The sequence below is a fragment of the Streptomyces sp. NPDC050439 genome (genome assembly GCF_040655335.1).
Lineage (GTDB): Bacteria > Actinomycetota > Actinomycetes > Streptomycetales > Streptomycetaceae > Streptomyces.
This window is the reverse complement of record NZ_JBFAJT010000005.1, coordinates 268,851-288,735: the sequence shown is the minus strand read 5'-3', so window position 1 is coordinate 288,735 and position 19,885 is coordinate 268,851. Positions and strand designations below refer to the sequence as shown.

General features: G+C 69.1%; 17 protein-coding genes. 12 read left to right on the top strand and 5 right to left on the bottom strand.

Annotated features, from left to right (window positions below; translation table 11 throughout):
- Positions 1-480: 480 nt before the first annotated feature.
- Positions 481-1,248: a hypothetical protein gene (locus tag AB0I66_RS22470; protein ID WP_363209689.1), complete on the bottom strand. Its 768-nt coding sequence runs from the start codon at positions 1,246-1,248 to the stop codon at positions 481-483.
- 30 nt (positions 1,249-1,278) lie between these two features.
- On the bottom strand, positions 1,279-2,175 hold the full coding sequence (locus AB0I66_RS22465; protein WP_363209688.1) for a serine/threonine-protein kinase: 897 nt from the start codon (positions 2,173-2,175) through the stop codon (positions 1,279-1,281).
- A gap of 266 nt (positions 2,176-2,441) precedes the next feature.
- On the opposite strand from AB0I66_RS22465, the gene gcl reads away from it, so the two are divergent.
- A complete protein-coding gene (gene gcl / locus AB0I66_RS22460) occupies positions 2,442-4,229 on the top strand; it encodes a glyoxylate carboligase (RefSeq protein WP_363210046.1) in 1,788 nt (595 codons plus the stop codon).
- 71 nt (positions 4,230-4,300) lie between these two features.
- Complete coding sequence (locus AB0I66_RS22455; RefSeq protein ID WP_363209687.1) at positions 4,301-4,879, top strand: YdeI/OmpD-associated family protein; 579 nt, start codon at positions 4,301-4,303, stop codon at positions 4,877-4,879.
- Between the two features lie 464 nt (positions 4,880-5,343).
- Here the strand turns inward: AB0I66_RS22455 and AB0I66_RS22450 are convergent, their stop codons facing one another.
- The 3 genes from AB0I66_RS22450 to AB0I66_RS22440 form a co-directional block, all read right to left on the bottom strand.
- Entirely contained in the window at positions 5,344-6,801 is a 1,458-nt protein-coding gene (locus tag AB0I66_RS22450; protein ID WP_363209686.1) for a catalase, read from the bottom strand.
- A 198-nt stretch (positions 6,802-6,999) separates the two neighbouring features.
- Entirely contained in the window at positions 7,000-7,890 is an 891-nt protein-coding gene (locus tag AB0I66_RS22445; protein WP_363209685.1) for a 2-hydroxy-3-oxopropionate reductase, read from the bottom strand.
- Positions 7,891-8,011: 121 nt separating this feature from the next.
- Complete coding sequence (locus tag AB0I66_RS22440) at positions 8,012-8,839, bottom strand: TIM barrel protein (protein ID WP_363209684.1); 828 nt, start codon at positions 8,837-8,839, stop codon at positions 8,012-8,014.
- A gap of 125 nt (positions 8,840-8,964) precedes the next feature.
- On the opposite strand from AB0I66_RS22440, the gene AB0I66_RS22435 reads away from it, so the two are divergent.
- The 10 genes from AB0I66_RS22435 to AB0I66_RS22390 all read left to right on the top strand — a co-directional run bounded on the left by AB0I66_RS22435 (position 8,965) and on the right by AB0I66_RS22390 (position 19,744).
- On the top strand, positions 8,965-9,225 hold the full coding sequence (locus AB0I66_RS22435) for a hypothetical protein (RefSeq protein WP_363209683.1): 261 nt from the start codon (positions 8,965-8,967) through the stop codon (positions 9,223-9,225).
- Positions 9,222-9,590: a helix-turn-helix domain-containing protein gene (locus AB0I66_RS22430; RefSeq protein WP_363209682.1), complete on the top strand. Its 369-nt coding sequence runs from the start codon at positions 9,222-9,224 to the stop codon at positions 9,588-9,590. The genes AB0I66_RS22435 and AB0I66_RS22430 overlap by 4 nt, the downstream gene beginning before the upstream one ends.
- Positions 9,591-9,765: 175 nt before the next feature.
- Positions 9,766-10,278, top strand: coding sequence for a 2-oxo-4-hydroxy-4-carboxy-5-ureidoimidazoline decarboxylase (gene uraD, locus AB0I66_RS22425; RefSeq protein ID WP_363209681.1), 513 nt, complete (start codon positions 9,766-9,768; stop codon positions 10,276-10,278).
- Positions 10,278-10,676 carry a hydroxyisourate hydrolase gene (gene uraH, locus AB0I66_RS22420; protein ID WP_363209680.1) on the top strand — a complete coding sequence of 133 codons (399 nt, stop codon included), beginning with the start codon at positions 10,278-10,280 and terminating at the stop codon, positions 10,674-10,676. Before uraD ends, uraH begins: the two co-directional genes overlap by 1 nt.
- 5 nt (positions 10,677-10,681) lie before the next feature.
- The gene (gene pucL / locus AB0I66_RS22415) at positions 10,682-11,605 is read left to right on the top strand and encodes a factor-independent urate hydroxylase (protein ID WP_363209679.1); all 924 of its coding nucleotides are present in this window, start codon (positions 10,682-10,684) and stop codon (positions 11,603-11,605) included.
- A gap of 67 nt (positions 11,606-11,672) precedes the next feature.
- A complete protein-coding gene (locus AB0I66_RS22410; protein WP_363209678.1) occupies positions 11,673-13,091 on the top strand; it encodes a nucleobase:cation symporter-2 family protein in 1,419 nt (472 codons plus the stop codon).
- Between the two features lie 80 nt (positions 13,092-13,171).
- A complete protein-coding gene (locus AB0I66_RS22405) occupies positions 13,172-14,560 on the top strand; it encodes an 8-oxoguanine deaminase (RefSeq protein ID WP_363209677.1) in 1,389 nt (462 codons plus the stop codon).
- A gap of 411 nt (positions 14,561-14,971) precedes the next feature.
- Positions 14,972-16,348, top strand: coding sequence for a nucleobase:cation symporter-2 family protein (locus AB0I66_RS22400; protein WP_363210045.1), 1,377 nt, complete (start codon positions 14,972-14,974; stop codon positions 16,346-16,348).
- Positions 16,349-16,484: 136 nt separating this feature from the next.
- On the top strand, positions 16,485-17,942 hold the full coding sequence (locus tag AB0I66_RS22395; protein ID WP_363209676.1) for a nucleobase:cation symporter-2 family protein: 1,458 nt from the start codon (positions 16,485-16,487) through the stop codon (positions 17,940-17,942).
- A gap of 632 nt (positions 17,943-18,574) precedes the next feature.
- On the top strand, positions 18,575-19,744 hold the full coding sequence (locus tag AB0I66_RS22390) for an MFS transporter (protein ID WP_363209675.1): 1,170 nt from the start codon (positions 18,575-18,577) through the stop codon (positions 19,742-19,744).
- Positions 19,745-19,885: the final 141 nt, after the last annotated feature.

Here is a 19,885-nt window from a genome sequence, read left to right as displayed (position 1 = left end):
CCGGCGGACACCTGCCTGGTCACCCGCGGGAGACCCGCCTGGCCCCTCGGCGGATGCCCCGTCCGGTCACCCGGCGGAGATCCGCCCGGTCACCTGGCGAACACCCGCGTGACACCTGCCTGGTCAGCCGACGGTCACTCGGTGTGGTCGCTGGGTGGATGCCCCGTCCGGTCATCCGGTGGAGTCCCATTTGGTCTCGCGGCGAGCATCTGGCGTGGTCGTCCGACGGTTACTCGGTGTGGTAGCCGGTCGGACACTCCGCCCGGTCACCCGGCGGAGACCCGCACGGTCTCCCGACGGACACCGGCCTGGTCGCTGGACGGAGACCCCGCCCGGTCGCCCGGCGAGTACCCGTCCGGTCTCCCGACGGACACTCCGCCCGGTCATCTGGCGAACGCCCGCCCAGCCACCCGCCTGTCACCCCCCGGGCCTGCTCACCCGACGCCCCCCGGCCCAGTCACCCGAGGCCCCCCGGCCCACTTACCCCGCCGCGATCAGCTCCGCCGCCGCGCTGTTCACCGGCTGTGGTGTGCCCGTGAGGTCGATGACGAATAAGGGGATGGAGAGTTCGTCGGCTCGGGTGCGGGCCCGTTCCTCGTAACCCGCCAGGGAGAAGCAGACGCACGTGACGGAGTCGGACATCGCGCTGAGCCACAGGCATTCCACGTCACGCAGGGTCGTCGGCTGCACGGACGGTTCGACCAAAGCGATCACTCCCCGCGCCGACACCCGTACCCCCGACGGCGCCCGCCTGACCGCTCCCCGGATCTCCGCGTAACCGAGCCACCGCAGGTACAGACCCGCCACCGTCACCGCGTCCCGCGCCGTGCGGACCGGCACCGGCTGGAAGGCGGGCCTGGGCGTGGGCGCCGTCCGGGGGAGCGGGATGTGCGCCGGAGGGGCAGGAGTGGTCGGAGCGGTCGAGGGCGGCGCCGCCGGAGTCTCGGGCTGCTCCGGACCCGTCGGGGAACTCGAAGGCGCCTGTACCGAGCGCACCGGGATGCGCAGTACCGCCCCGCACGCGCACCCCAGCTCCGGCTGCGGCCACTCGCCGCGGCGGCCGCACATCCGGCACCGCACGGTCACCCACTCGTCCGCCCACGTCCGGTCCGTCACCGGCAGCACCGTCGCCCCGCGTGCCACCGGCGGCACCACGGGGGCGCCGCACGCGCAGGGGTAGGACGGCGGGGCGTACACATGATCGCGCCGGCAGACCGGGCACCGTACCGGGACGCCGCTCTCCGTCATCACCCTCACCCGTCACGTCAGTGCTCGCCGTCACCGCTCGACGGTTCGTGACGTCCATCGTCCACCAAGTGGGCTTGATACGGCAGCCAGTTGGGCCAAGAGCAACGTGCCCGCCAGAGTCAGCGCGCGGCGCCGGCTGCCCGGCAGGGGGAGGCCCGCCATGCGCGCGACGGTGCGTGGGGCCGGCCTCGCCGTGGGGTGCCCGGCGAGGCAGGCCGTGACCAGCGGCAGCAGCTCCTGCGGCACGCCCGTCAGGTCCGGGTCCTCGCCTCCGGCGTCGAAGGGCCCGCGCCCCGCCGCCGCGAAGGCGAGGACCGCGCCGAGCGCGAAGACGTCCGAGGGCGGCTTGAGCGCCGCTCCGTGCGCCGTCGCCACGAGCTCGGGTGCCGCGTACCCCGGCCTTCCCAGGTGTCCGGCCCATGCCGCGCAACCGGCCAGGCCGAAGTCGGCGACGCGGGGGCCGTCGGCGGCAAGGAACACATTCGACGGCCGCAGGCCACCATGCACGAGCCCCGCCCGGTGGATGTCGTCGAGCGCCCCGGCGAGGGCGTTCGCCAGCGTCCGCAGTTCCGGGATGGGGAGGAGCGGGCCGCCGAGTTCCCGCACCCGCGTGGCCAGCGTCGGGCCCGCGACGTACTCCGTGGCGAGCCAGGGCACCTCGGCACGCGGGTCGGCGTCGACGAGTGCGGCGACGCGAGGCCCCCGTACCGCAGCGATCGCCTGCACCTCGCGGCCGAAGCGCCTGCGGAACTCCTCATCACGGGCGAGAGAGGCACGCACCACCCGCAGCGCGACCGCCCGCCCCGCCCCGTCGTGCGCGAGGAAGACCCGCCCGAGGCCGCCCTGCCCGAGCAGCGGCCCCACCCGCCAGCGGCCGTGGCTCGGCGTGCCCTGCCCCGCAGGGGACGCGTCCGGTGAACTGGCCACGCTCGACCCCCCCCCGATGGTGTGGCCCGAATTCACTGCTGAATTCAACGACTGGGACGCGCCCCTCGACCGGCCCGGTTCCCGGACAACTCTTGACGGTCTCCACTGCTCCCACCTACATTGCTTCCATATAGCAGAACTAAATTTCCACAATGCGGAAACAGAAGCTCACCGCGGGGCGCGACGGGAGCCGGATCCGCCAGCCGAACCCGCCGGCCGAGAGGTCGGCGCAGCTGTCGAAGCTGTTGTCGAAGCAGGAGAACCCCATGGCTCGTATGACCGCTGTCCGCGCGGCAGTTGAGATCCTCAAGCGCGAGGGCGTCACCAACGCGTTCGGTGTCCCGGGCGCCGCGATCAACCCCTTCTACAAGGCGCTGCAGGAGGGCGGTGGCATCGACCACACGCTCGCCCGGCACGTCGAGGGCGCCTCGCACATGGCCGAGGGCTACACCCGCGCCAACCCCGGCAACATCGGCGTCTGCATCGGTACGTCGGGCCCCGCGGGCACCGACATGATCACCGGTCTGTACTCCGCGACCGGTGACTCCATCCCGATCCTCTGCATCACGGGCCAGGCGCCGACGCACCTGCTCCACAAGGAGGACTTCCAGGCCGTCGACATCGCGACGATCGCCAAGCCGGTCACCAAGATGGCCGTCACGGTCCTGGAGGCCGCGCAGGTCCCCGGCATCTTCCAGCAGGCGTTCCACCTGATGCGCTCGGGCCGCCCGGGCCCGGTCCTCATCGACCTGCCGATCGACGTCCAGCAGACCGAGATCGAGTTCGACATCGACACGTACGAGCCGCTGCCGGTCTACAAGCCGACCGCGACCCGCGCGCAGATCGAGAAGGCCATCACCTTCCTGGTCGAGTCCGAGCGTCCGCTGATCGTCGCCGGCGGCGGCATCATCAACGCCGACGCCTCCGACCTCCTGGTCGAGTTCGCCGAGATCACCAACACCCCGGTCGTCCCGACCCTGATGGGCTGGGGCACCATCCCCGACGACCACGACCTGAACGCGGGCATGGTCGGCCAGCAGACCGGCCACCGCTACGGCAACGCCACGTTCCTGGAGTCGGACTTCGTCCTCGGCATCGGCAACCGCTGGGCCAACCGTCACACCGGCTACAAGCTGGACGTCTACACCCAGGGCCGCAAGTTCGTGCACGTCGACATCGAGCCGACCCAGATCGGCAAGATCTTCGCGCCGGACTACGGGATCGCCTCCGACGCCAAGGTCGCCCTGGAGCTCTTCGTCGAGGTCGCCAAGGAGCTCAAGGCCGCGGGCAAGCTCCCCGACCGTTCCGCGTGGGTCGCATCCCACCTGGAGCGCAAGGAGACCCTGCAGCGCCGCACGCACTTCGACAACATCCCCATGAAGCCGCAGCGCGTCTACGAGGAGATGAACAAGGCCTTCGGCCCGGACACGCGCTACGTCACCACCATCGGCCTCTCGCAGATCGCGGGCGCCCAGATGCTGCACGTCTACAAGCCGCGCCACTGGATCAACTGCGGCCAGGCGGGCCCGCTCGGCTGGACGATCCCGGCCGCGCTGGGCGTCGCCACCGCGGACCGCGACACCCCGGTCGTCGCGCTCTCCGGTGACTACGACTTCCAGTTCATGATCGAGGAGCTGGCGGTCGGTGCGCAGCACCGCATCCCGTACGTCCACGTCCTGGTGAACAACGCCTACCTGGGCCTCATCCGCCAGGCCCAGATCGGCCTGGACATCAACTTCCAGGTCAACCTGGAGTTCGAGAACCAGAACAGCCCCGAGCTGGGCGTCTACGGCGTCGACCACGTCAAGGTCGCCGAGGGCCTGGGCTGCAAGGCCATCCGCGTCACCGACCCGAACGAACTGGGCGAGGCCTTCGAGCAGGCCAAGAAGCTGGCCCAGGAGCACCAGGTCCCGGTGGTCGTCGAGGCCATCCTGGAGCGCATCACGAACATCTCCATGAGCCCCACGGCCGACATCAGCGCGGTCAAGGAGTTCGAGGAGCTCGCCACGGAGCCGGGCCACGCGCCCACCGCCATCCGCCCGCTGAAGGTCTGACGGCAGCACCACAAGGCCCACTGAGGGGCGGTCCACCCGAGCGGGGTGGACCGCCCCTTTAGTGTGTGCGGATGGAAGAGCTGGAGGGGCTGCAGGTCATGACCTGTACGGACGCCACAGCGCTGGACGCCTGGCTGGTCGAGCACCACGCCACCGCGCCCGGCGTATGGCTGAAGGTCGCCAAGAAGGCCTCGGGCCTGGCGTCGGTGACGTGGGCAGAGGTGGTCGAAGTGGTGCTCTGCCACGGCTGGATCGACGGCCGGCGCAGGTCGTACGACGACGTGTACTACCTGCAGAAGATCACCAGACGCCGGCCGCGCGGCCTCTGGTCGAAGGTGAACGTCGAGAAGGCGGAGGCTCTGATCGCCGCAGGGCGCATGCGCGAGGCGGGCCTCGCGGAGGTGGCCGCTGCGCGGGCCGATGGGCGGTGGGAGGCGGCGTACGCGTCCCAGCGGACCGCGACCGTGCCGGACGATCTGGCGGCGGCGTTGGCGGCCAGTCCCGTGGCGCGGGAGACCTTCGAGGGCCTCGGCAAGTCGGACCGGTACGTGGTGTTGCACAGGCTGATGACGGCCAGGACGCCGGCTACGCGGGCTGCCCGCCTGGAGCGGATGGTGGCGAAGCTGGCTTCGGGCGAGAAGGTGCGCTGAGGCCGGCCCTACCCTGCGGGCACGTCGTGGTTGCTCGCGCAGTTCCCACGCACCGGCAGACAAAAAAGAGCGGCGAGTACGGGACCGTCCGTACTCGCCGCTCTGGCTTCGGCGGGAGGAATTTGTAGCCGTCCGACCGCGCGCGACTGGCGGAACATGCATACGCGCTGCCGGACGGAGTCATAGGGGCCCAGGGGGCCAAGGCCCCAAGGCTCAAGGCCCAGGGGCCAGAATCGGCTGGGACCGCGGCGGCCGCGAATGGACCGGCGGGTTTCCCTTCCCTCAGGTCGAGAAGGGAGCCGCCTGACCTTAACCACCGCACTGGCTCGCGAAGCCGCCGCGGTCCTCGTCCGGCCCGTGCATCACGGGACCACCCCTCATCCGGGTCCGTGATGCCGCGGGCGCAGCACCGGGAAACTGACCTCCCGTCAATTCCCCGGCGCAGTCCGGGAGTTCTGTGAGGCTTAGTCCTCGCGCAGGGCGCGGACAGCCTCCTCCACGCGCTTGCCGTACTCGGCGTCGGCGGCGTGGAAGTGCGCCAGGTTCTTCTCGATGACGTCGTCACGGCTGACCTGCGAGAGGCCGCCCGCGATGTTCGCCACCAGACGCGCCTGCTCCTCGGCCGACATCAGGCGGTAGAGCTCACCCGCCTGGAAGAAGTGGTCGTCCTTGGTGTGCAGCGGCGCCTCGTGCGTGCCCGTGTGGCCGTTGACGGCCAGCGGGGCGGAGAGCGGCTGACCGGTCTCGGCGGGGCCGTCGTACGAGTTGGGCTCGTAGTTCTTGCGGTCGCGGCCGTAGGCGTTGGCCGCCATCAGACCGTCGCGGCCGTAGTTGTTCGCGGTGGTCGCCTTCGGGGCGTTCACCGGGAGCAGCGTGTGGTTGACGCCCAGGCGGTAGCGGTGCGCGTCCGCGTAGGCGAACAGGCGGCCCTGGAGCATCTTGTCGGGCGAGGGGCCGATGCCCGGAACGAAGTTGTTCGGGGAGAAGGCGGCCTGCTCGACCTCGGCGAAGACGTTGTCGGGGTTGCGGTCGAGGACCAGACGGCCCACGCGCTGCAGCGGGTAGTCGCTGTGCGGCCACACCTTCGTCAGGTCGAAGGGGTTGAAGCGGTAGTCCGCCGCGTCCGCCGCCGGCATGATCTGCACGTGCAGCGTCCAGGACGGGTTCACGCCACGCTCGATGGCCTGGAGAAGGTCCGTCTGGTGCGAGTTGGCGTCCTTGCCCGCGAGCTCGGCGGCCTGCTCCGACGAGAGGCTGCGTACGCCCTGGTTCGTCTTGAAGTGGTACTTCACGAAGAAGGCCTCGCCCGCCGCGTTCGTCCACTGGTAGGTGTGCGAGCCGTAGCCGTTCATGTGGCGGTACGACGCGGGGATGCCGCGGTCGCCCATCAGCCACGTCACCTGGTGCGTCGCCTCGGGGGAGTGCGCCCAGAAGTCCCAGACGTTGTCCGGCTCCTGCTTGCCCGTGAAGGGGTCGCGCTTCTGGGAGTGGATGAAGTCGGGGAACTTGATCGGGTCCTTGATGAAGAACACCGGGGTGTTGTTGCCGACGAGGTCGTAGTTCCCCTCCTCGGTGTAGAACTTCAGCGCGAAGCCGCGCGGGTCACGGACCGCGTCCGCACCGCCGAGGCTGTCCGCCACCGTGGAGAAGCGCAGGAAGGTCTCGGTGCGCTTGCCGACGGTGTTCAGGAAGTCGGCCGAGGTGTACGCGGTGACGTCGTCGGTCACCTCGAAGTAGCCGTATGCACCGGATCCACGCGCGTGCACCACACGCTCCGGGATGCGCTCGCGGTTGAAGCGGGCGAGCTTCTCGAGGAGGTGCTGGTCCTGGAGGAGGATCGGGCCACCGACGCCGGCGGTGGCTGAGTTCTGGTTGTCGGCGACAGGGGCGCCGGACTCGGTCGTGAGCACACGCTTCGACATGGTGGCGGAGTTGACCTTCCATACGGACTGCTGAAACTGCTGAGGTGTCGTGAGCGTAAGTACGCCTGAACAGCTACGTCAACAGTTTGTTGAAGTTGAGGTTAGGGTTCCGGGCCGCGGCGACGCCTGGGCGCGACAGGACAGGTGTCAGCGCCACCGCGGCCCGGAAGTTGAGGGAGCTCGTGAAGCCTGGGCTTCTTAGAGCTCGGCGCCCGAGAGGCGCTCCACGCCGCGCAGCAGCGCGGAGTGGTCGAGGCCGCCGTCACCCTGCGTGCGCAGCGAGGCGACGAGCTGGGCGACCACGGCGCCGACCGGGAGCGAGGCACCGACATTGCGGGCGGCGTCGGTGACGATGCCCATGTCCTTGTGGTGCAGGTCGATCCGGAAGCCGGGCTTGAAGTCGCGCTTGAGGAAGTTGTCCTTCTTGCGGGTCAGGACGGTCGAGCCCGCAAGCCCCCCGTTCAGGACGTCGAGGGCGGCGGTCAGGTCCACCCCGGACTTCTCCAGGAAGACGACTGCCTCGGCGCACGCCTGGATGTTCACGGCGACGATGAGCTGGTTGGCGGCCTTCACGGTCTGACCCGAGCCGTGCGGGCCGCACAGCACGATGGTCTTGCCGAGGGCGTCCAGGAGCGGCTTGGCCTCGTCGAAGTCGGCCTGCTCGCCGCCGACCATGATGGAGAGCACGGCCTCGATGGCACCGGCCTCGCCACCCGAGACGGGGGCGTCCAGGACGCGGATGCCCTTGTCCTTGGCGGCCTTGGCGAGGTCCACGGAGGTCTGCGGGGTGATCGACGACATGTCGACGATCAGCGCGCCCGACTTGGCGTTCTCCAGGATGCCGTCCGCACCGTACGCGATGGCCTCGACCTGCGGGGACGCGGGCACCATCGTGACGATGACGTCGGCGTCCCTGACGGCCTCGGCGATGGACTTGGCGACGGTGCCGCCGGCCGCGGCGAGGCGGTCCAGCTTGTCCTGCTCAAGGGTGAAGCCGGTGACGGAGTAACCAGCCTTGATCAGGTTCTCGGACATGGGGGACCCCATGATGCCGAGTCCGATCCACGCGATCTTGGGAAGGTTGCTCATGAGGGAGCCTTTCTAAAAGCTTGTCTACGTCGACGAATCGGGTGCTGGGTGCTGGGTGCTGGGTGCTGGGTGCCGGGTGGGCGGGTGGGCGGGTGGGAGACATCCGCCGCGAAGCGGCGGTCTAGCTCGCAGCCGGCAGCCAGCCGAAAGCCTCAGCACTGGGCCGGTCGCCCGCCTTGTACTCCAGGCCGACCCAGCCCTCGTATCCGGCCTTACGGAGCTGATCCAGCAGCTCCTCCAGCGGAAGCGACCCCGTGCCCGGGGCCCCGCGGCCAGGATTGTCGGCGATCTGCACGTGCGCGGTCTGGGCCACGTACTGATCGATGACGGCCGGCAGGTCCTCGCCGTTCATGGACAGGTGATAGAGGTCCATGAGGAACTTCGCGTTACCGAGCCCGGTAAGGGTGTTCACCTTGTCGACCACGGCGATCGCCGCGTCCGCGCTGACGATCGGGCAGCGCGGCGACTCGGGCTTGTTGAGCGCCTCGATCAGCAGCACCGCACCCACGCGGTCGGCCTCGCGGGCCGCCAACGCCAGGTTCTCCAGGGCGAGTTCGTCCTGGACCGCGGGGTCCACGCCCTCCACCCGGTTGCCGTACAGCGCGTTGAGCGCCTTGCAGCCGAGGGACTCGGCGAAGTCCGCGGCGACCGAGAGGTTCGCACGGAACTTCTCGCTCTCCTCGCCCGGAATCGACAGGGCGCCGCGGTCCGGTCCGGGCAGCTGCCCGGCGTAGAAGTTCAGGCCCACCAGCTGTACGCCGGCGTCCGTGATCGCGGCCCGGAGGGCGTCGAGCTCGGACTGCTCGGGGGTGGGGGCGTCGACCCAGGGCCACCACAGCTCGACCGCCGTGAAGCCCGCCGCGGCGGCGGCCGCGGGGCGCTCCAGGAGCGGGAGTTCCGTGAAGAGGATCGACAGGTTCACATTGAAGCGCTGGTCGGAGTATCCCATGGGGCTTCCGCGCTCCTTCCGTATAGCGGAAGTTAATTTCTGTCTGATGGAAGATTGCCGTCGAGGATCCGCCCTTGTCAAGAGGGGGCTGCCGGAAAATCACCCCGCGGCAGTAGGTTGTGCGCGTGCGATTGAGAGTGGAGTTCACGACCGAACCCTTCGACCTGGACGAGGCGCCCGCCCATGCGGTGGTGGCCCGTGACGTCATCCAGGGGGCCGAGCTCGACGCCGTGGACGTCGGCCCCTTCGGCAATACCGCGGAAGGCGGTGCGGACGAGGTCCTGACCGCCGTCGACGCGCTGCTGCGCAAGGCCCTGGAGGCGGGCGCGACCCGCGTCTCCCTCCAGGTGAACGTGCTCGGAGAGTCGGGGGAGGCCGTCGAATGACCGGTGCCAGAGACGACCACGGGCCCTTCGTGGCCGCCGTGAAGCCGCTCGTGGACGCCATGGGCGGCGAGATGGTGCCCCCCGACGAGGCGGGCACCGACGACGTCGTCCTCGCCTGGCGGGGCGAGGACGTGGTCGCCGTGCGCCTGCCGCAGCTCGCGGACTCCCTGGACCACATCCTGCTGGCCCTGGAGCGCAAGCGCGGCATGCCCCTGTCGGACCTCGACCGCAAGGCCAAGCAGGAGGTCGTACGGATACTCGAGGCGCGAGGCGCCTTCGCCGTGCGGCACGGGGTGGAGACGGTCGCCGGCGCGCTCGGCGTATCGCGCTTCACCGTGTACAACTACCTGAACCGTTCCACCTGACCTCACAGACCGCGCAGACCTCGCAGGTCAGAGCGCTCCAGAGGGCCGCCGTCCGTTAACCGGACGGCGGTTTTTGTTTCTCGAAGTTTTCAACAAAGTGTTGACGTGGTGTTTCGGCTGGCGTTAGCTATCCGCAGCCCGTCCAGCACAAGGCCTTACGGCCACGGAGGCACCCGTGACTTCGAGCTCGACGCCGGGCCTTGCCCGGTTCAACGCCTTGCCGGAGACTGCGGCCACCGCCGCTCTCCACGAGGCCTGCGCCTCATCGGCCTGGGGAAGCACACTGCTCTCCCAGCGCCCTTTCCCCACCGTCGAAGCCCTCTTCGCCGCCAGCGACGCCGCCATGGCCGAGCTGACCGCCGAGGATCTGGCCGAGGCGATGGCCGGGCACCCGCCGATCGGACGCCCGAAGCCCGGGGACCCCACGTCGTCGCGTGAACAGCGCGGCATGGCGGGGGCCTCCGAGGAACTCAAGGCCGAGATGCTCGAGCTGAACCTGGCTTACCAGGACCGGTTCGGACATGTCTTTCTGATCTGCGCCACCGGGGCCACCGGTGAGCAGATGCGTGACGCGATGAAGGCACGGATCGGCAACACGGCCGAGGCGGAGCGCGAGATCGTGCGCACCGAACTCGGGAAGATCAACCGAATCCGGCTGACCCGTCTCGTAGAAGAGGACAACGACTGATGAGCACTGACACCACCGCCTCGGTGTCCACGCACATCCTGGACACCAGCGTCGGGCGCCCCGCCGAGGGCGTCGCCATCTCGCTCACCGCCCGCAGCGGCCGTGACGCCGAGTGGGTGGCGCTCGGTGGCTCCGCGACCGACGCGGACGGGCGCTGCAAGGACCTCCCGGCCCTGCCGGAGGGCACGACCCACGTACGGCTCGACTTCGAGGTCGAGACCTACTTCTCCAAGAAGCAAGCCGAGGCGCAGCAGGACGCCCCCCGCGTAAGGGACAGCGGTGCGAGCGACGTGTTCTTCCCGGAGGTGGCGATCACGTTCGCCGTCACGCCGGGCGAGCACTACCACGTACCGCTGCTGCTCAACCCGTTCGGCTACTCCGTTTACCGAGGGAGCTAGCAGACATGCCCACGATTCTCGGCCAGAACCAGTACGGCAAAGCAGAGAACCGCGTCGTCAAGATCACGCGGGACGGCGACACCCACCACATCAAGGACCTGAACGTCTCGGTCGCGCTCTCCGGCGACATGGACGACGTCCACTACTCCGGCTCGAACGCCAACGTCCTGCCGACGGACACCACCAAGAACACGGTGTTCGCCTTCGCCAAGGAGTACGGCATCGAGTCCGCCGAGCAGTTCGGCATCCACCTCGCCCGTCACTTCGTGACGACGCAGGAGCCGATCCACCGCGCCCGCATCCGCATCCAGGAGTACTCCTGGGAGCGCATCGCGACCTCGGACAACAACTCCAAGTTCATCGGCTCGGACGAGGTGAACCACTCCTTCGCCCGCAAGGGCCAGGAGCTGCGCACCACGCAGATCACCTTTGACGGCGAGAACTGGGAGATCATCTCCGGGCTCAAGGACCTCACGGTCATGAACTCCACCAACTCGGAGTTCTGGGGCTACGTCAAGGACAAGTACACGACGCTGAAGGAGGCGTACGACCGCATCCTGTGCACCGACGTCGCCGCCGCCTGGCGTTACAACTGGACCAGCGACGCGGACCGGATGCCCAACTGGGAGAAGTCGTACGAGCAGGCCAAGAAGCACATCCTGCAGGCCTTCGCCGAGACGTACTCCCTCTCGCTGCAGCAGACCCTCTACCAAATGGGTTCGCGCGTCATCAACAGCAGGAGCGAGATCGACGAGATCCGCTTCTCGCTGCCGAACAACCACCACTTCCTGGTGGACCTCGAGCCCTTCGGGCTGAAGAACGACAACGAGGTCTACTTCGCGGCGGACCGCCCCTACGGCCTGATCGAGGCCACGGTTCTCAGGGACGGGGTCCAGCCGAAGATCCCGGTCGACATGACCAACCTCTGACGCGGGACGCGCGCCCCCGTCCGTCCGCAGCGGACGGGGGCGCGCCACACCGGAGGGAACAGCAGCAATGGCACAGCCTGCAAAGGGGCCGGCGAAAGGCCCGCGTTCCACCCCATCGGAGCTGACCGACGGAAGAGCAGACTCGACTCCCGACTGTCACCCGGTGGACGAAAAGCTCCACCCCTCGCGGCTCGTCCCCGCCGCACTCCAGCACATCGCCGCCATGTACGCGGGCGTCGTCACTCCGCCGCTGATCATCGGGCAGGCCTGTGGCCTCGACACCGTGGCCCAGACCCGGCTCATCGCGGCGGGACTGCTGATCGCCGGACTCGCCACCATCCTCCAGACGCTCGGCGTCAAAGGATTCGTCGGCAACCGGCTCCCCTTCGTCAACGCCGCCTCGTCGGCCGGCATCGCGCCCATCCTCGCCATCGCCGAGACCAACGCCAAAGGCGCACAACTCCCGGCCATCTATGGCGCGGTGATGGTCGCGGGCGTCTTCTGCCTCGCAATCGGCCCCTTCTTCGGGCGCCTCCTGCGCTTCTTCCCGCCGCTGGTCACCGGCGTCGTCATCACTCTCATCGGCGTCACGCTGATGCCCGTGCCCGTGAAGTGGGCGCAGGGCGGGGACGACACCGACCCGACGTTCGGCGACATGAAGTACCTGGCGCTCGCCGCCTTCACCCTCGTCGTGATCCTGCTCTTCCAGCGCTTCGGTCGCGGCTTCCTCAAGCAAGTCGCCCTGCTGGCAGGCATGTTCATCGGAACGCTCGCCGCGATCCCGTTCGGGATGGCCGACTTCACCTCCGTGCAGACGGCCCCGCTCGCCGCCCTGCCGACACCCTTCGCCGCCGGAGCTCCCACCTTCCAGCCCGCCGCGATCCTCTCCCTCTGCATCGTGATGCTGGTCCTGATGACCGAGTCGGCGGCCGGCATGCTGGCCCTCGGCGAGATCTGTGAGCGCGAGACCGACGGGAAGACCATCACCCGCGGCCTGCGCACCGACGGCATCGCGACACTCGTCGGCCCCGTCTTCGGCGGCTTCCCGACCTCCGCCTTCGCACAGAACGTCGGCGTCGTCTCCCTGACACGTGTCCGCAGCCGCTATGTGGTCGCCGTCGCCGGTGGCGCGCTCATCGTCCTCGGCGCCTTCCCCGTACTCGGAGCGGTCGTCAACGTGGTCCCCATGCCGGTGCTCGGCGGCGCGGGCATCGTCCTCTTCGGCTCCATCGCGGTGAGCGGCATCCGTACGCTCTCCGAGGCCGGTCTCGACGACAGCTCCAACATCATCCTGGTGGCCGTCGCGCTCGGAGCGGGCATCATCCCGCTCGCCGCGCCCACCTTCTACGCCGAATTCCCGGCCTGGGCGCAGACCGTCCTCGGCTCCGGAATCAGTGCGGGAGCGCTGGCCGCGGTCCTGCTCAACCTGTTCTTCAACCATCTCGGCACCCGCGGCCCCGCCGCCGCGGCACTCAAATCTTCCTAGGGTCATGCCGTGCCCTCCCCCAAGCTCTTAAGGAGCAGGGGGGACCCCCATTGCCACAATCAAGAGAAGGAAGAAGCACCATGGCAGCACCGGCAGACCTGCAGCGCATCGTCATCGAGAACTGTGCCATCGCGACCGTCGACGCCGACGACACCGAGTACGCATCGGGATACGTCGTCGTCGCGGGCAACAAGATCGAGTCCATCGGCGCGGGCAAGGCTCCCGAGGGTCTTGAGAACGTCGTACGCCGTGTGGACGGCACCGGTCACCTGGTGACCCCCGGCCTGGTCAACACGCACCACCACTTCTACCAGTGGATCACCCGCGGCCTGGCCACCGACCACAACCTCTTCAACTGGCTCGTCGCGCTCTACCCGACCTGGGCGCGCATCGACGAGCAGATGGTGAAGGCGGCGGCCCAGGGCTCGCTCGGCATGATGGCCCGCGGCGGTGTCACCACCGCGATGGACCACCACTACGTCTTCCCGAAGAACTCCGGTGACCTGTCCGGTGCCATCATCGGCGCCGCGAGCGACATGGGTGTCCGCTTCACCCTCGCCCGCGGCTCCATGGACCGCAGCGAGAAGGACGGCGGGCTGCCGCCGGACTTCGCCGTCGAGACCCTCGAAGGCGCGCTCGCCGCGACCGAGGAGACCGTCAAGAAGCACCACGACGCCTCCTTCGACGCGATGACGCAGGTCGCCGTCGCGCCCTGCTCGCCGTTCTCCGTCTCCACCGAACTCATGCAGCAGGGCGCCGAGTTGGCGCGCCGCCTCGGCGTACGGCTGCACACCCACGGCAGCGAGACGGTCGAGGAGGAGAAGTTCTGCCACGAGCTCTTCGGCAAGGGCCCCACCGACTACTTCGAGTCGACCGGCTGGCTCGGTGACGACGTGTGGATGGCGCACTGCGTCCACATGAACGACTCCGACATCGCCGCGTTCGCCCGCACCGGCACGGGCGTCGCGCACTGCCCGTCCTCCAACGCGCGTCTGGCGGCAGGCATCGCCCGCGTACCGGACATGTTGAAGGCGGGTGTCCCGGTCGGCCTCGGCGTCGACGGCACCGCCTCCAACGAGTCCGGCGAACTCCACACCGAGCTGCGCAACGCGCTGCTCATCAACCGCCTCGGCGCACACCGCGAAGCGGCCCTGAACGCGCGTCAGGCGCTGCGCCTCGGCACCTTCGGCGGCGCCCAAGTCCTGGGCCGCGCAAGCCAGATCGGGTCCCTTGAGCCGGGCAAGCTCGCGGACCTGGTCCTCTGGAAGATCGACGGCATCGGGCACTCCTCGATCGCCGACCCGGTGACCGCCATCGTCTTCGGCGCGGCGGCCCCGGTCACGCTCTCCCTCGTCAACGGCCGCCCGATCGTCGAGAACGATCGTCTGCTGCACGTCGACGAGGACGCCATCGCCCGCTCCGCGCGGGACGAGGCGCAGCGACTCGCGCGGATCACCGCCGGGAGCTGACACCTGGAACTCCGGTCAGGGGGGACGGCCCTTGACCGGACTTGAGCAGCCGAGCGGGTTGCTCAAGTGCCGCCCCGGAACGTGGCCCAAAGCTTCACGTTCCCGGGGCGGTCAGTACTACCTCACCGCACTACCTGGGCGCACCACTCACAACTTCATACCGAGCAGGTCCTTGCACGACGCATCACCTCCCAGAAGCGAAAAGTGCCGGCAGAGCCGCCGTACTGGAAAACAACCGGAGGAGCCACAGTGGCCACTCAGCCCAGGTTCACCAAGCAAGGCACCACCCCAGGCACCACCCCAGGCAACACCCCAGGCACCACCCCAGACCCATCCGACGTCGACGGCGAGAGCGCCATATCGGGCGAGAACGCCATACATCCCGTCGACCAGAAGCTTCCGCCGCTCAAGATGGCGACGACCGGCCTCCAGCACGTGGCGGCCATGTACGCGGGCGTCGTCGCCCCGCCGCTCATCGTGGGCGCGGCGATAGGCCTCTCCGCGAAGGAACTCACCTTCCTGACCGGAGCGTGTCTGTTCACCGCGGGCCTCGCCACCTTCCTCCAGACGCTCGGCATCTGGAAGATCGGCGCCCGCCTGCCCTTCGTCAACGGCGTCACCTTCGCGGGCGTCGCCCCCATGATCGCGGTCGTCGAATCGACCGACAACAAGGACGACGCGCTCCCGATCATCTTCGGGGCGGTGATCGTCGCGGGAATCCTCGGCTTCATCGCGGCGCCGTTCTTCTCGAAGCTGGTCCGCTTCTTCCCGCCGGTGGTGACCGGCACGGTCATCACGCTCATCGGCATCTCGCTCATGCCGGTCGCCTTCGGCTGGGCGCAGGGGCCGGTTCCGGGAGCCGACGACTACGGCTCGATGAAGAACCTCGGCCTCGCGGGCATCACGCTCGTGATCGTGCTGCTGCTCCGCCGCTTCACCACCGGCTTCGTCAAGCAGATCGCCGTGCTCCTCGGTCTTGTCCTCGGGACGCTCATCGCGATCCCGTTCGGGGTCACCGACTTCAGCCCGGTGGGTGACGCGGACATCGTCGGCTTCCCGACGCCGTTCCACTTCGGCGCACCGCAGTTCGCGGCGGCGGCGATCGTGTCCCTGTGCGTGGTGATGGTGGTCTCCATGACGGAGTCGACCGCCGACATGCTGGCGCTCGGTGAGATCGTGGACCGTCCGGCCGACGAGAAGACCATTGCGGCGGGCCTGCGCGCGGACTGCCTCGGTTCGGCGGTCAGCCCGCTCTTCAACGGCTTCATGTGCAGCGCGTTCGCGCAGAACATCGGCCTGGTCGCGATGACGAAGATCCGCAGCCGGTACGTCGTCGCCGTGGGCGGCGGCTTCCTGGTCTTGATGGGCCTGTGCCCGATGGCGGCCTCGCTCATCGCCGTCGTACCGCGGCCGGTGCTCGGCGGCGCGGGTGTCGTCCTGTTCGGTTCGGTCGCGGCGAGCGGCATCCAGACGCTGGTCAAGGCGAACCTGGAGCGTGACAACAACGTATTGATCGTGGCCGTCTCACTGGCCGTCGGCCTTATCCCGATCGCGGCGCCGGAGTTCTACCACGCGTTCCCGGAGACCGCGAAGATCATCCTCGACTCGGGCATCTCCACGGGCTGTGTCGCGGCGGTGCTGCTGAACCTGGTCTTCAACCACATCGGCAAGCGGGGCGAGGACGACGACGTGACCAACCCGATGGAGCCTGGGGGAGAGATCGCTGAGCAGAGGGTTCACGAGGAGCGCGAGGTGCACAAGGGGTCTTCCCCGGCGGGGGCCCACTGACGTAACGTGCGTGACGCCGCCCGCATCGCGGAAGTTACTTTCCAGTCGGAGTAGTGGTCGGCTCCGCCGCGCGCCTCGTGAACTCCCGCGCGGCGGGGCCGACTTCCGGCGTCACGCACACGGAAGAAGCGCCACCATGAGTTCTCAGCCTCGCCCTGCCGAGAAGGCTGTTGTCCCGGCCGCACCGGACGCCCCGGCCGTCGAAGTCCATCCGGTGGATGAGATCCTGCCGCCGGGCCGGATGCTCGTAGCCAGCCTCCAGCACGTCGCCTCCATGTACGCGGGCGCGGTCTCGGTCCCGCTCGTCGTGGCCGTCGCCGCGAAGATGTCGCCGGGGGACACGGCCGTGCTCATGGGCGGCAGCCTCCTGATGGCGGGCATCGCCACGCTGCTCCAGACGCTGGGCATAGGCAACTTCATCGGGTCCCGCCTGCCGTTCGTCAACGGCGTCTCGTTCGCGGGTGTCGGCGTGATGCTGACGATCATCACGACGCAGGGCGGCGTGGAGGCGGGGATGCCGGTCGTCTTCGGGGCGATCATCGTCTCAAGCCTGTTCGGCTTCCTGGTCAGTTCGTATTTCTCGCGACTCGTCCGCTTCTTCCCGCCGGTGGTGACGGGTTCGGTCATCACCTTGATCGGCGTCTCGCTGATTCCCGTCGCGTACGACTGGATAGTGGACGACTCGTCGACGGGCACGCCGGAGCCGGGCAGTATCGGCCTGGCGGGCGCGACGGTCCTGGTCATGCTGCTGCTCCAGCGCTTCACGCGGGGCTTCCTCAAGCAGATCAGCATGCTCTTCGCGATGATCTTCGGTACGTTGCTGGCGATTCCGATGGGCCTCGCGGACTTCTCCAAGCTGGACGACGCGGCGCTGGTCGGCATCCCCTCGCCGCTCCACTTCGGCGCACCCGAGTTCAACATCCCGGCCATCATCTCGATGTGCGTGGTGATGCTGGTGATCCTGACGGAGTCGACGGCCGACATGATCGCTCTGGGCAAGATCGTCGACAAGGAGGTCGACGAGAAGACCATCGCGCGCGGGTTGCGCGCGGATGCGCTCGGCTCGGCTCTGAGCCCGCTCTTCAACGCCTTCCACGCGAGCGCGTTCGCGCAGAACATCGGCCTGGTCGTCATCTCCAAGGTGCGCAGCCGGTTTGTGGTGGCGCTGAGTGGAGGCATCTTGGTGCTGATCGGCCTGAGCCCGGCGGCAGCGGCACTGATCTCGGTCGTGCCCATGCCGGTCCTGGCGGCGGTCAGCCTCTTCCTGTTCGGCTCCATCGCGGTCAGCGGCATCCAGACCCTACTCCAGGCGGACCTGCACAGGGGCGACAACGCCCTGATCGTGGTGGTCACCCTGGGCGCGGGCCTGGCCCCCGCCCTCTCGGACGGCTTCTACGACGCGTTCCCGGCTTGGGCGCAGATTGTCCTGGGGTCGGGGATTTCTACGGGGTGCTTGCTGGCGGTGGCGCTGAACTTGGTGTTCAACCACTTGGGGGGTGCGGCGCGTTCGGGGGGTGCGGCGTGTTCGGGGAGTGCGGCGTGTTCGGGGAGCGCGGGGAGTGCGGCCGAGGTGGAGGCTGTGGGCACGCACTGAGGTGGGGTGGGTGGCCGGTGGGGGCGCGGGATTCCGACGTGACCCTCGGGACGGCACGTTGATGGCGCATACGTGCCAGACCGGGGTCGGGTGGGCCTGGTGGAGTCGGAGCCATGCCTACATCAACACCGGAGCCGCCGGGCGCGGCGGAGGATGGGCCTGAGTTTGCGCCCGGGTCTGCATCCGCGTCCGTGTCCGCGTCTGAGCCTGCGTGTGCGTCTGGTCCTGTGCCGCCTGGGTCTACATGGGGGCCGGTGTCGGCGGCGGGGCTTGCATCTGGGTCTGTGTCCGGGCCTCTGTCCGCGTCGAGATCCACCAGGCCGCGGTCACCCAAGGCGACGCGCTGGCCCGGCAGTTCCTCGCCTGTGCCTGGGGCTGTCCCTGCGCCTGCGTCGGCCCCTGCGCCCGGGTCCGCTCCTGCGCCTGGGGCTGTCCCTGTGCCTGCGTCGGCCCCTGTACCCGGGTCCGCTCCTGCACCCGCGTCCGTCCCCGCACCCGTATCCGCCTCAACAGACGTATCTGCGCTCGCGGTTGTGTCTGGCTCGGCGGCCGCAACCCCAGCCGCCGTCTCTGCCACAGCGCCCCCGGCCGCCCGGGCTTCCGGGCGTTCGTGGCGAGGGGGGTGGGGTGCTGTGCTGGCCGTGGCGGCGGGGATTTTTGTCATCGTCACCACCGAGATCCTGCCGATCGGGCTGCTCAGCCCCATCGGCGTGACCTTCGGGATCTCGGACGGTACGGCGGGGCTGATGATGACCCTGCCCGGCATCCTCGCCGCCGTCGCCGCCCCGGTCGTGACGGTCACGACCCGACGCGTCGACCGGCGTCGCATGCTGTGCGCCCTGGTGTTGGTGCTCGCCCTGGCGGACTTCCTCGCCGCACTAGCCCCCGGCTACTGGCTGATGATGGTCTCCCGCGTACTCCTCGGACTCGTCATCGGCGCCTTCTGGTCCATCGGCGCGAGCCTCGCGTCGCGGCTCGTCCCCGAGGCGCAGGCCGGCCGGGCGACCGCCGTGATCTTCGCTGCCGTACCGCTCGGCTCCGTGCTCGGGGTGCCGGCGGGGACGTTGCTCGGCCAACTGGTCGGGTGGCGTGCCGTGTTCGCGGTGATGGGTGGACTGACGTTGGCTGTTCTCGCTGCACTCGTGCTGTCCTTGCCGCCTCTGCCGCCGCAGAACGTCACCCGGCTGGGTGTGCTGCGCGAGTTGCTGCGCTCGCGGCGCGTACGGGTCGCCGTCGCGGTGACCTTTCTCGTCGTGACCGCGCACTTCGGTACGTATACGTACGTCACCCCGTTCCTGGAGGACGTGACCGGCGCGAGCCCACGAGCTATCACCCTCTTCCTGCTCGCTTACGGCGCCGCCGGCATCCTCGGCAACTTCCTCGCGGGAGCGTGGGTGAGTCGCGCCCCGCGCGGCACGTATGGCGTTGCTGCGGGGTTGATCGCGGGGGTGCTGTTGCTGCTGCCGGTCGTGGGAGCGGCTGGTGCGCCTGGTGCGTCTGGCGCGTCTGGTGCGTCTGGCGCAACTGGGTACGGCGGTGCGCTCGTGCTGCTTGTGATGTGGGGCGTGGCGTACGGCGCTGTGCCGGTCTGCTCGCAGACGTGGTTCGTGAACGCGGCGCCGCGGGCGCCTGAGGCCGCGTCGGTGCTGTTCACGTCGTCGTTCCAGGCGACGTTCGCGTTCGGTGCGTTGGGGGGAGGGGTGGTCGTGGACGCGGCATCGGTGGGAGTGGTGATGGTCCTTGGCGGGGGCGTTGCGTTGCTGGCGGCCTTGATGGTTGCCGGGGCCGCCCGGTTGGTCTGAGGGTGGCGATTACGGGCCGGGAGTAAAGGGCGCTCCGCTGCGCTACGCGTCGGCTGCGCCGATTCCGCTCCGCTCCACCCTTGACTCCCACCCCTCCACCGCACATGAACCCTGGGCCGGGCGGCCGAGGGGTGAGGCTCC

Bases quoted from the DNA above. Each gene is read 5' to 3' on its own strand.
- AB0I66_RS22470 (WP_363209689.1), bottom strand. From the start codon at position 1,248: ATGACGGAGAGCGGCGTCCCGGTACGGTGCCCGGTCTGCCGGCGCGAT.
- gcl (WP_363210046.1), top strand. From the start codon at position 2,442: ATGGCTCGTATGACCGCTGTCCGCGCGGCAGTTGAGATCCTCAAGCGC.
- AB0I66_RS22455 (WP_363209687.1), top strand. From the start codon at position 4,301: ATGGAAGAGCTGGAGGGGCTGCAGGTCATGACCTGTACGGACGCCACA.
- AB0I66_RS22450 (WP_363209686.1), bottom strand. From the start codon at position 6,801: ATGTCGAAGCGTGTGCTCACGACCGAGTCCGGCGCCCCTGTCGCCGAC.
- AB0I66_RS22445 (WP_363209685.1), bottom strand. From the start codon at position 7,890: ATGAGCAACCTTCCCAAGATCGCGTGGATCGGACTCGGCATCATGGGG.
- AB0I66_RS22440 (WP_363209684.1), bottom strand. From the start codon at position 8,839: ATGGGATACTCCGACCAGCGCTTCAATGTGAACCTGTCGATCCTCTTC.
- AB0I66_RS22430 (WP_363209682.1), top strand. From the start codon at position 9,222: ATGACCGGTGCCAGAGACGACCACGGGCCCTTCGTGGCCGCCGTGAAG.
- uraH (WP_363209680.1), top strand. From the start codon at position 10,278: ATGAGCACTGACACCACCGCCTCGGTGTCCACGCACATCCTGGACACC.
- pucL (WP_363209679.1), top strand. From the start codon at position 10,682: ATGCCCACGATTCTCGGCCAGAACCAGTACGGCAAAGCAGAGAACCGC.
- AB0I66_RS22410 (WP_363209678.1), top strand. From the start codon at position 11,673: ATGGCACAGCCTGCAAAGGGGCCGGCGAAAGGCCCGCGTTCCACCCCA.
- AB0I66_RS22405 (WP_363209677.1), top strand. From the start codon at position 13,172: ATGGCAGCACCGGCAGACCTGCAGCGCATCGTCATCGAGAACTGTGCC.
- AB0I66_RS22400 (WP_363210045.1), top strand. From the start codon at position 14,972: ATGGCGACGACCGGCCTCCAGCACGTGGCGGCCATGTACGCGGGCGTC.
- AB0I66_RS22395 (WP_363209676.1), top strand. From the start codon at position 16,485: ATGAGTTCTCAGCCTCGCCCTGCCGAGAAGGCTGTTGTCCCGGCCGCA.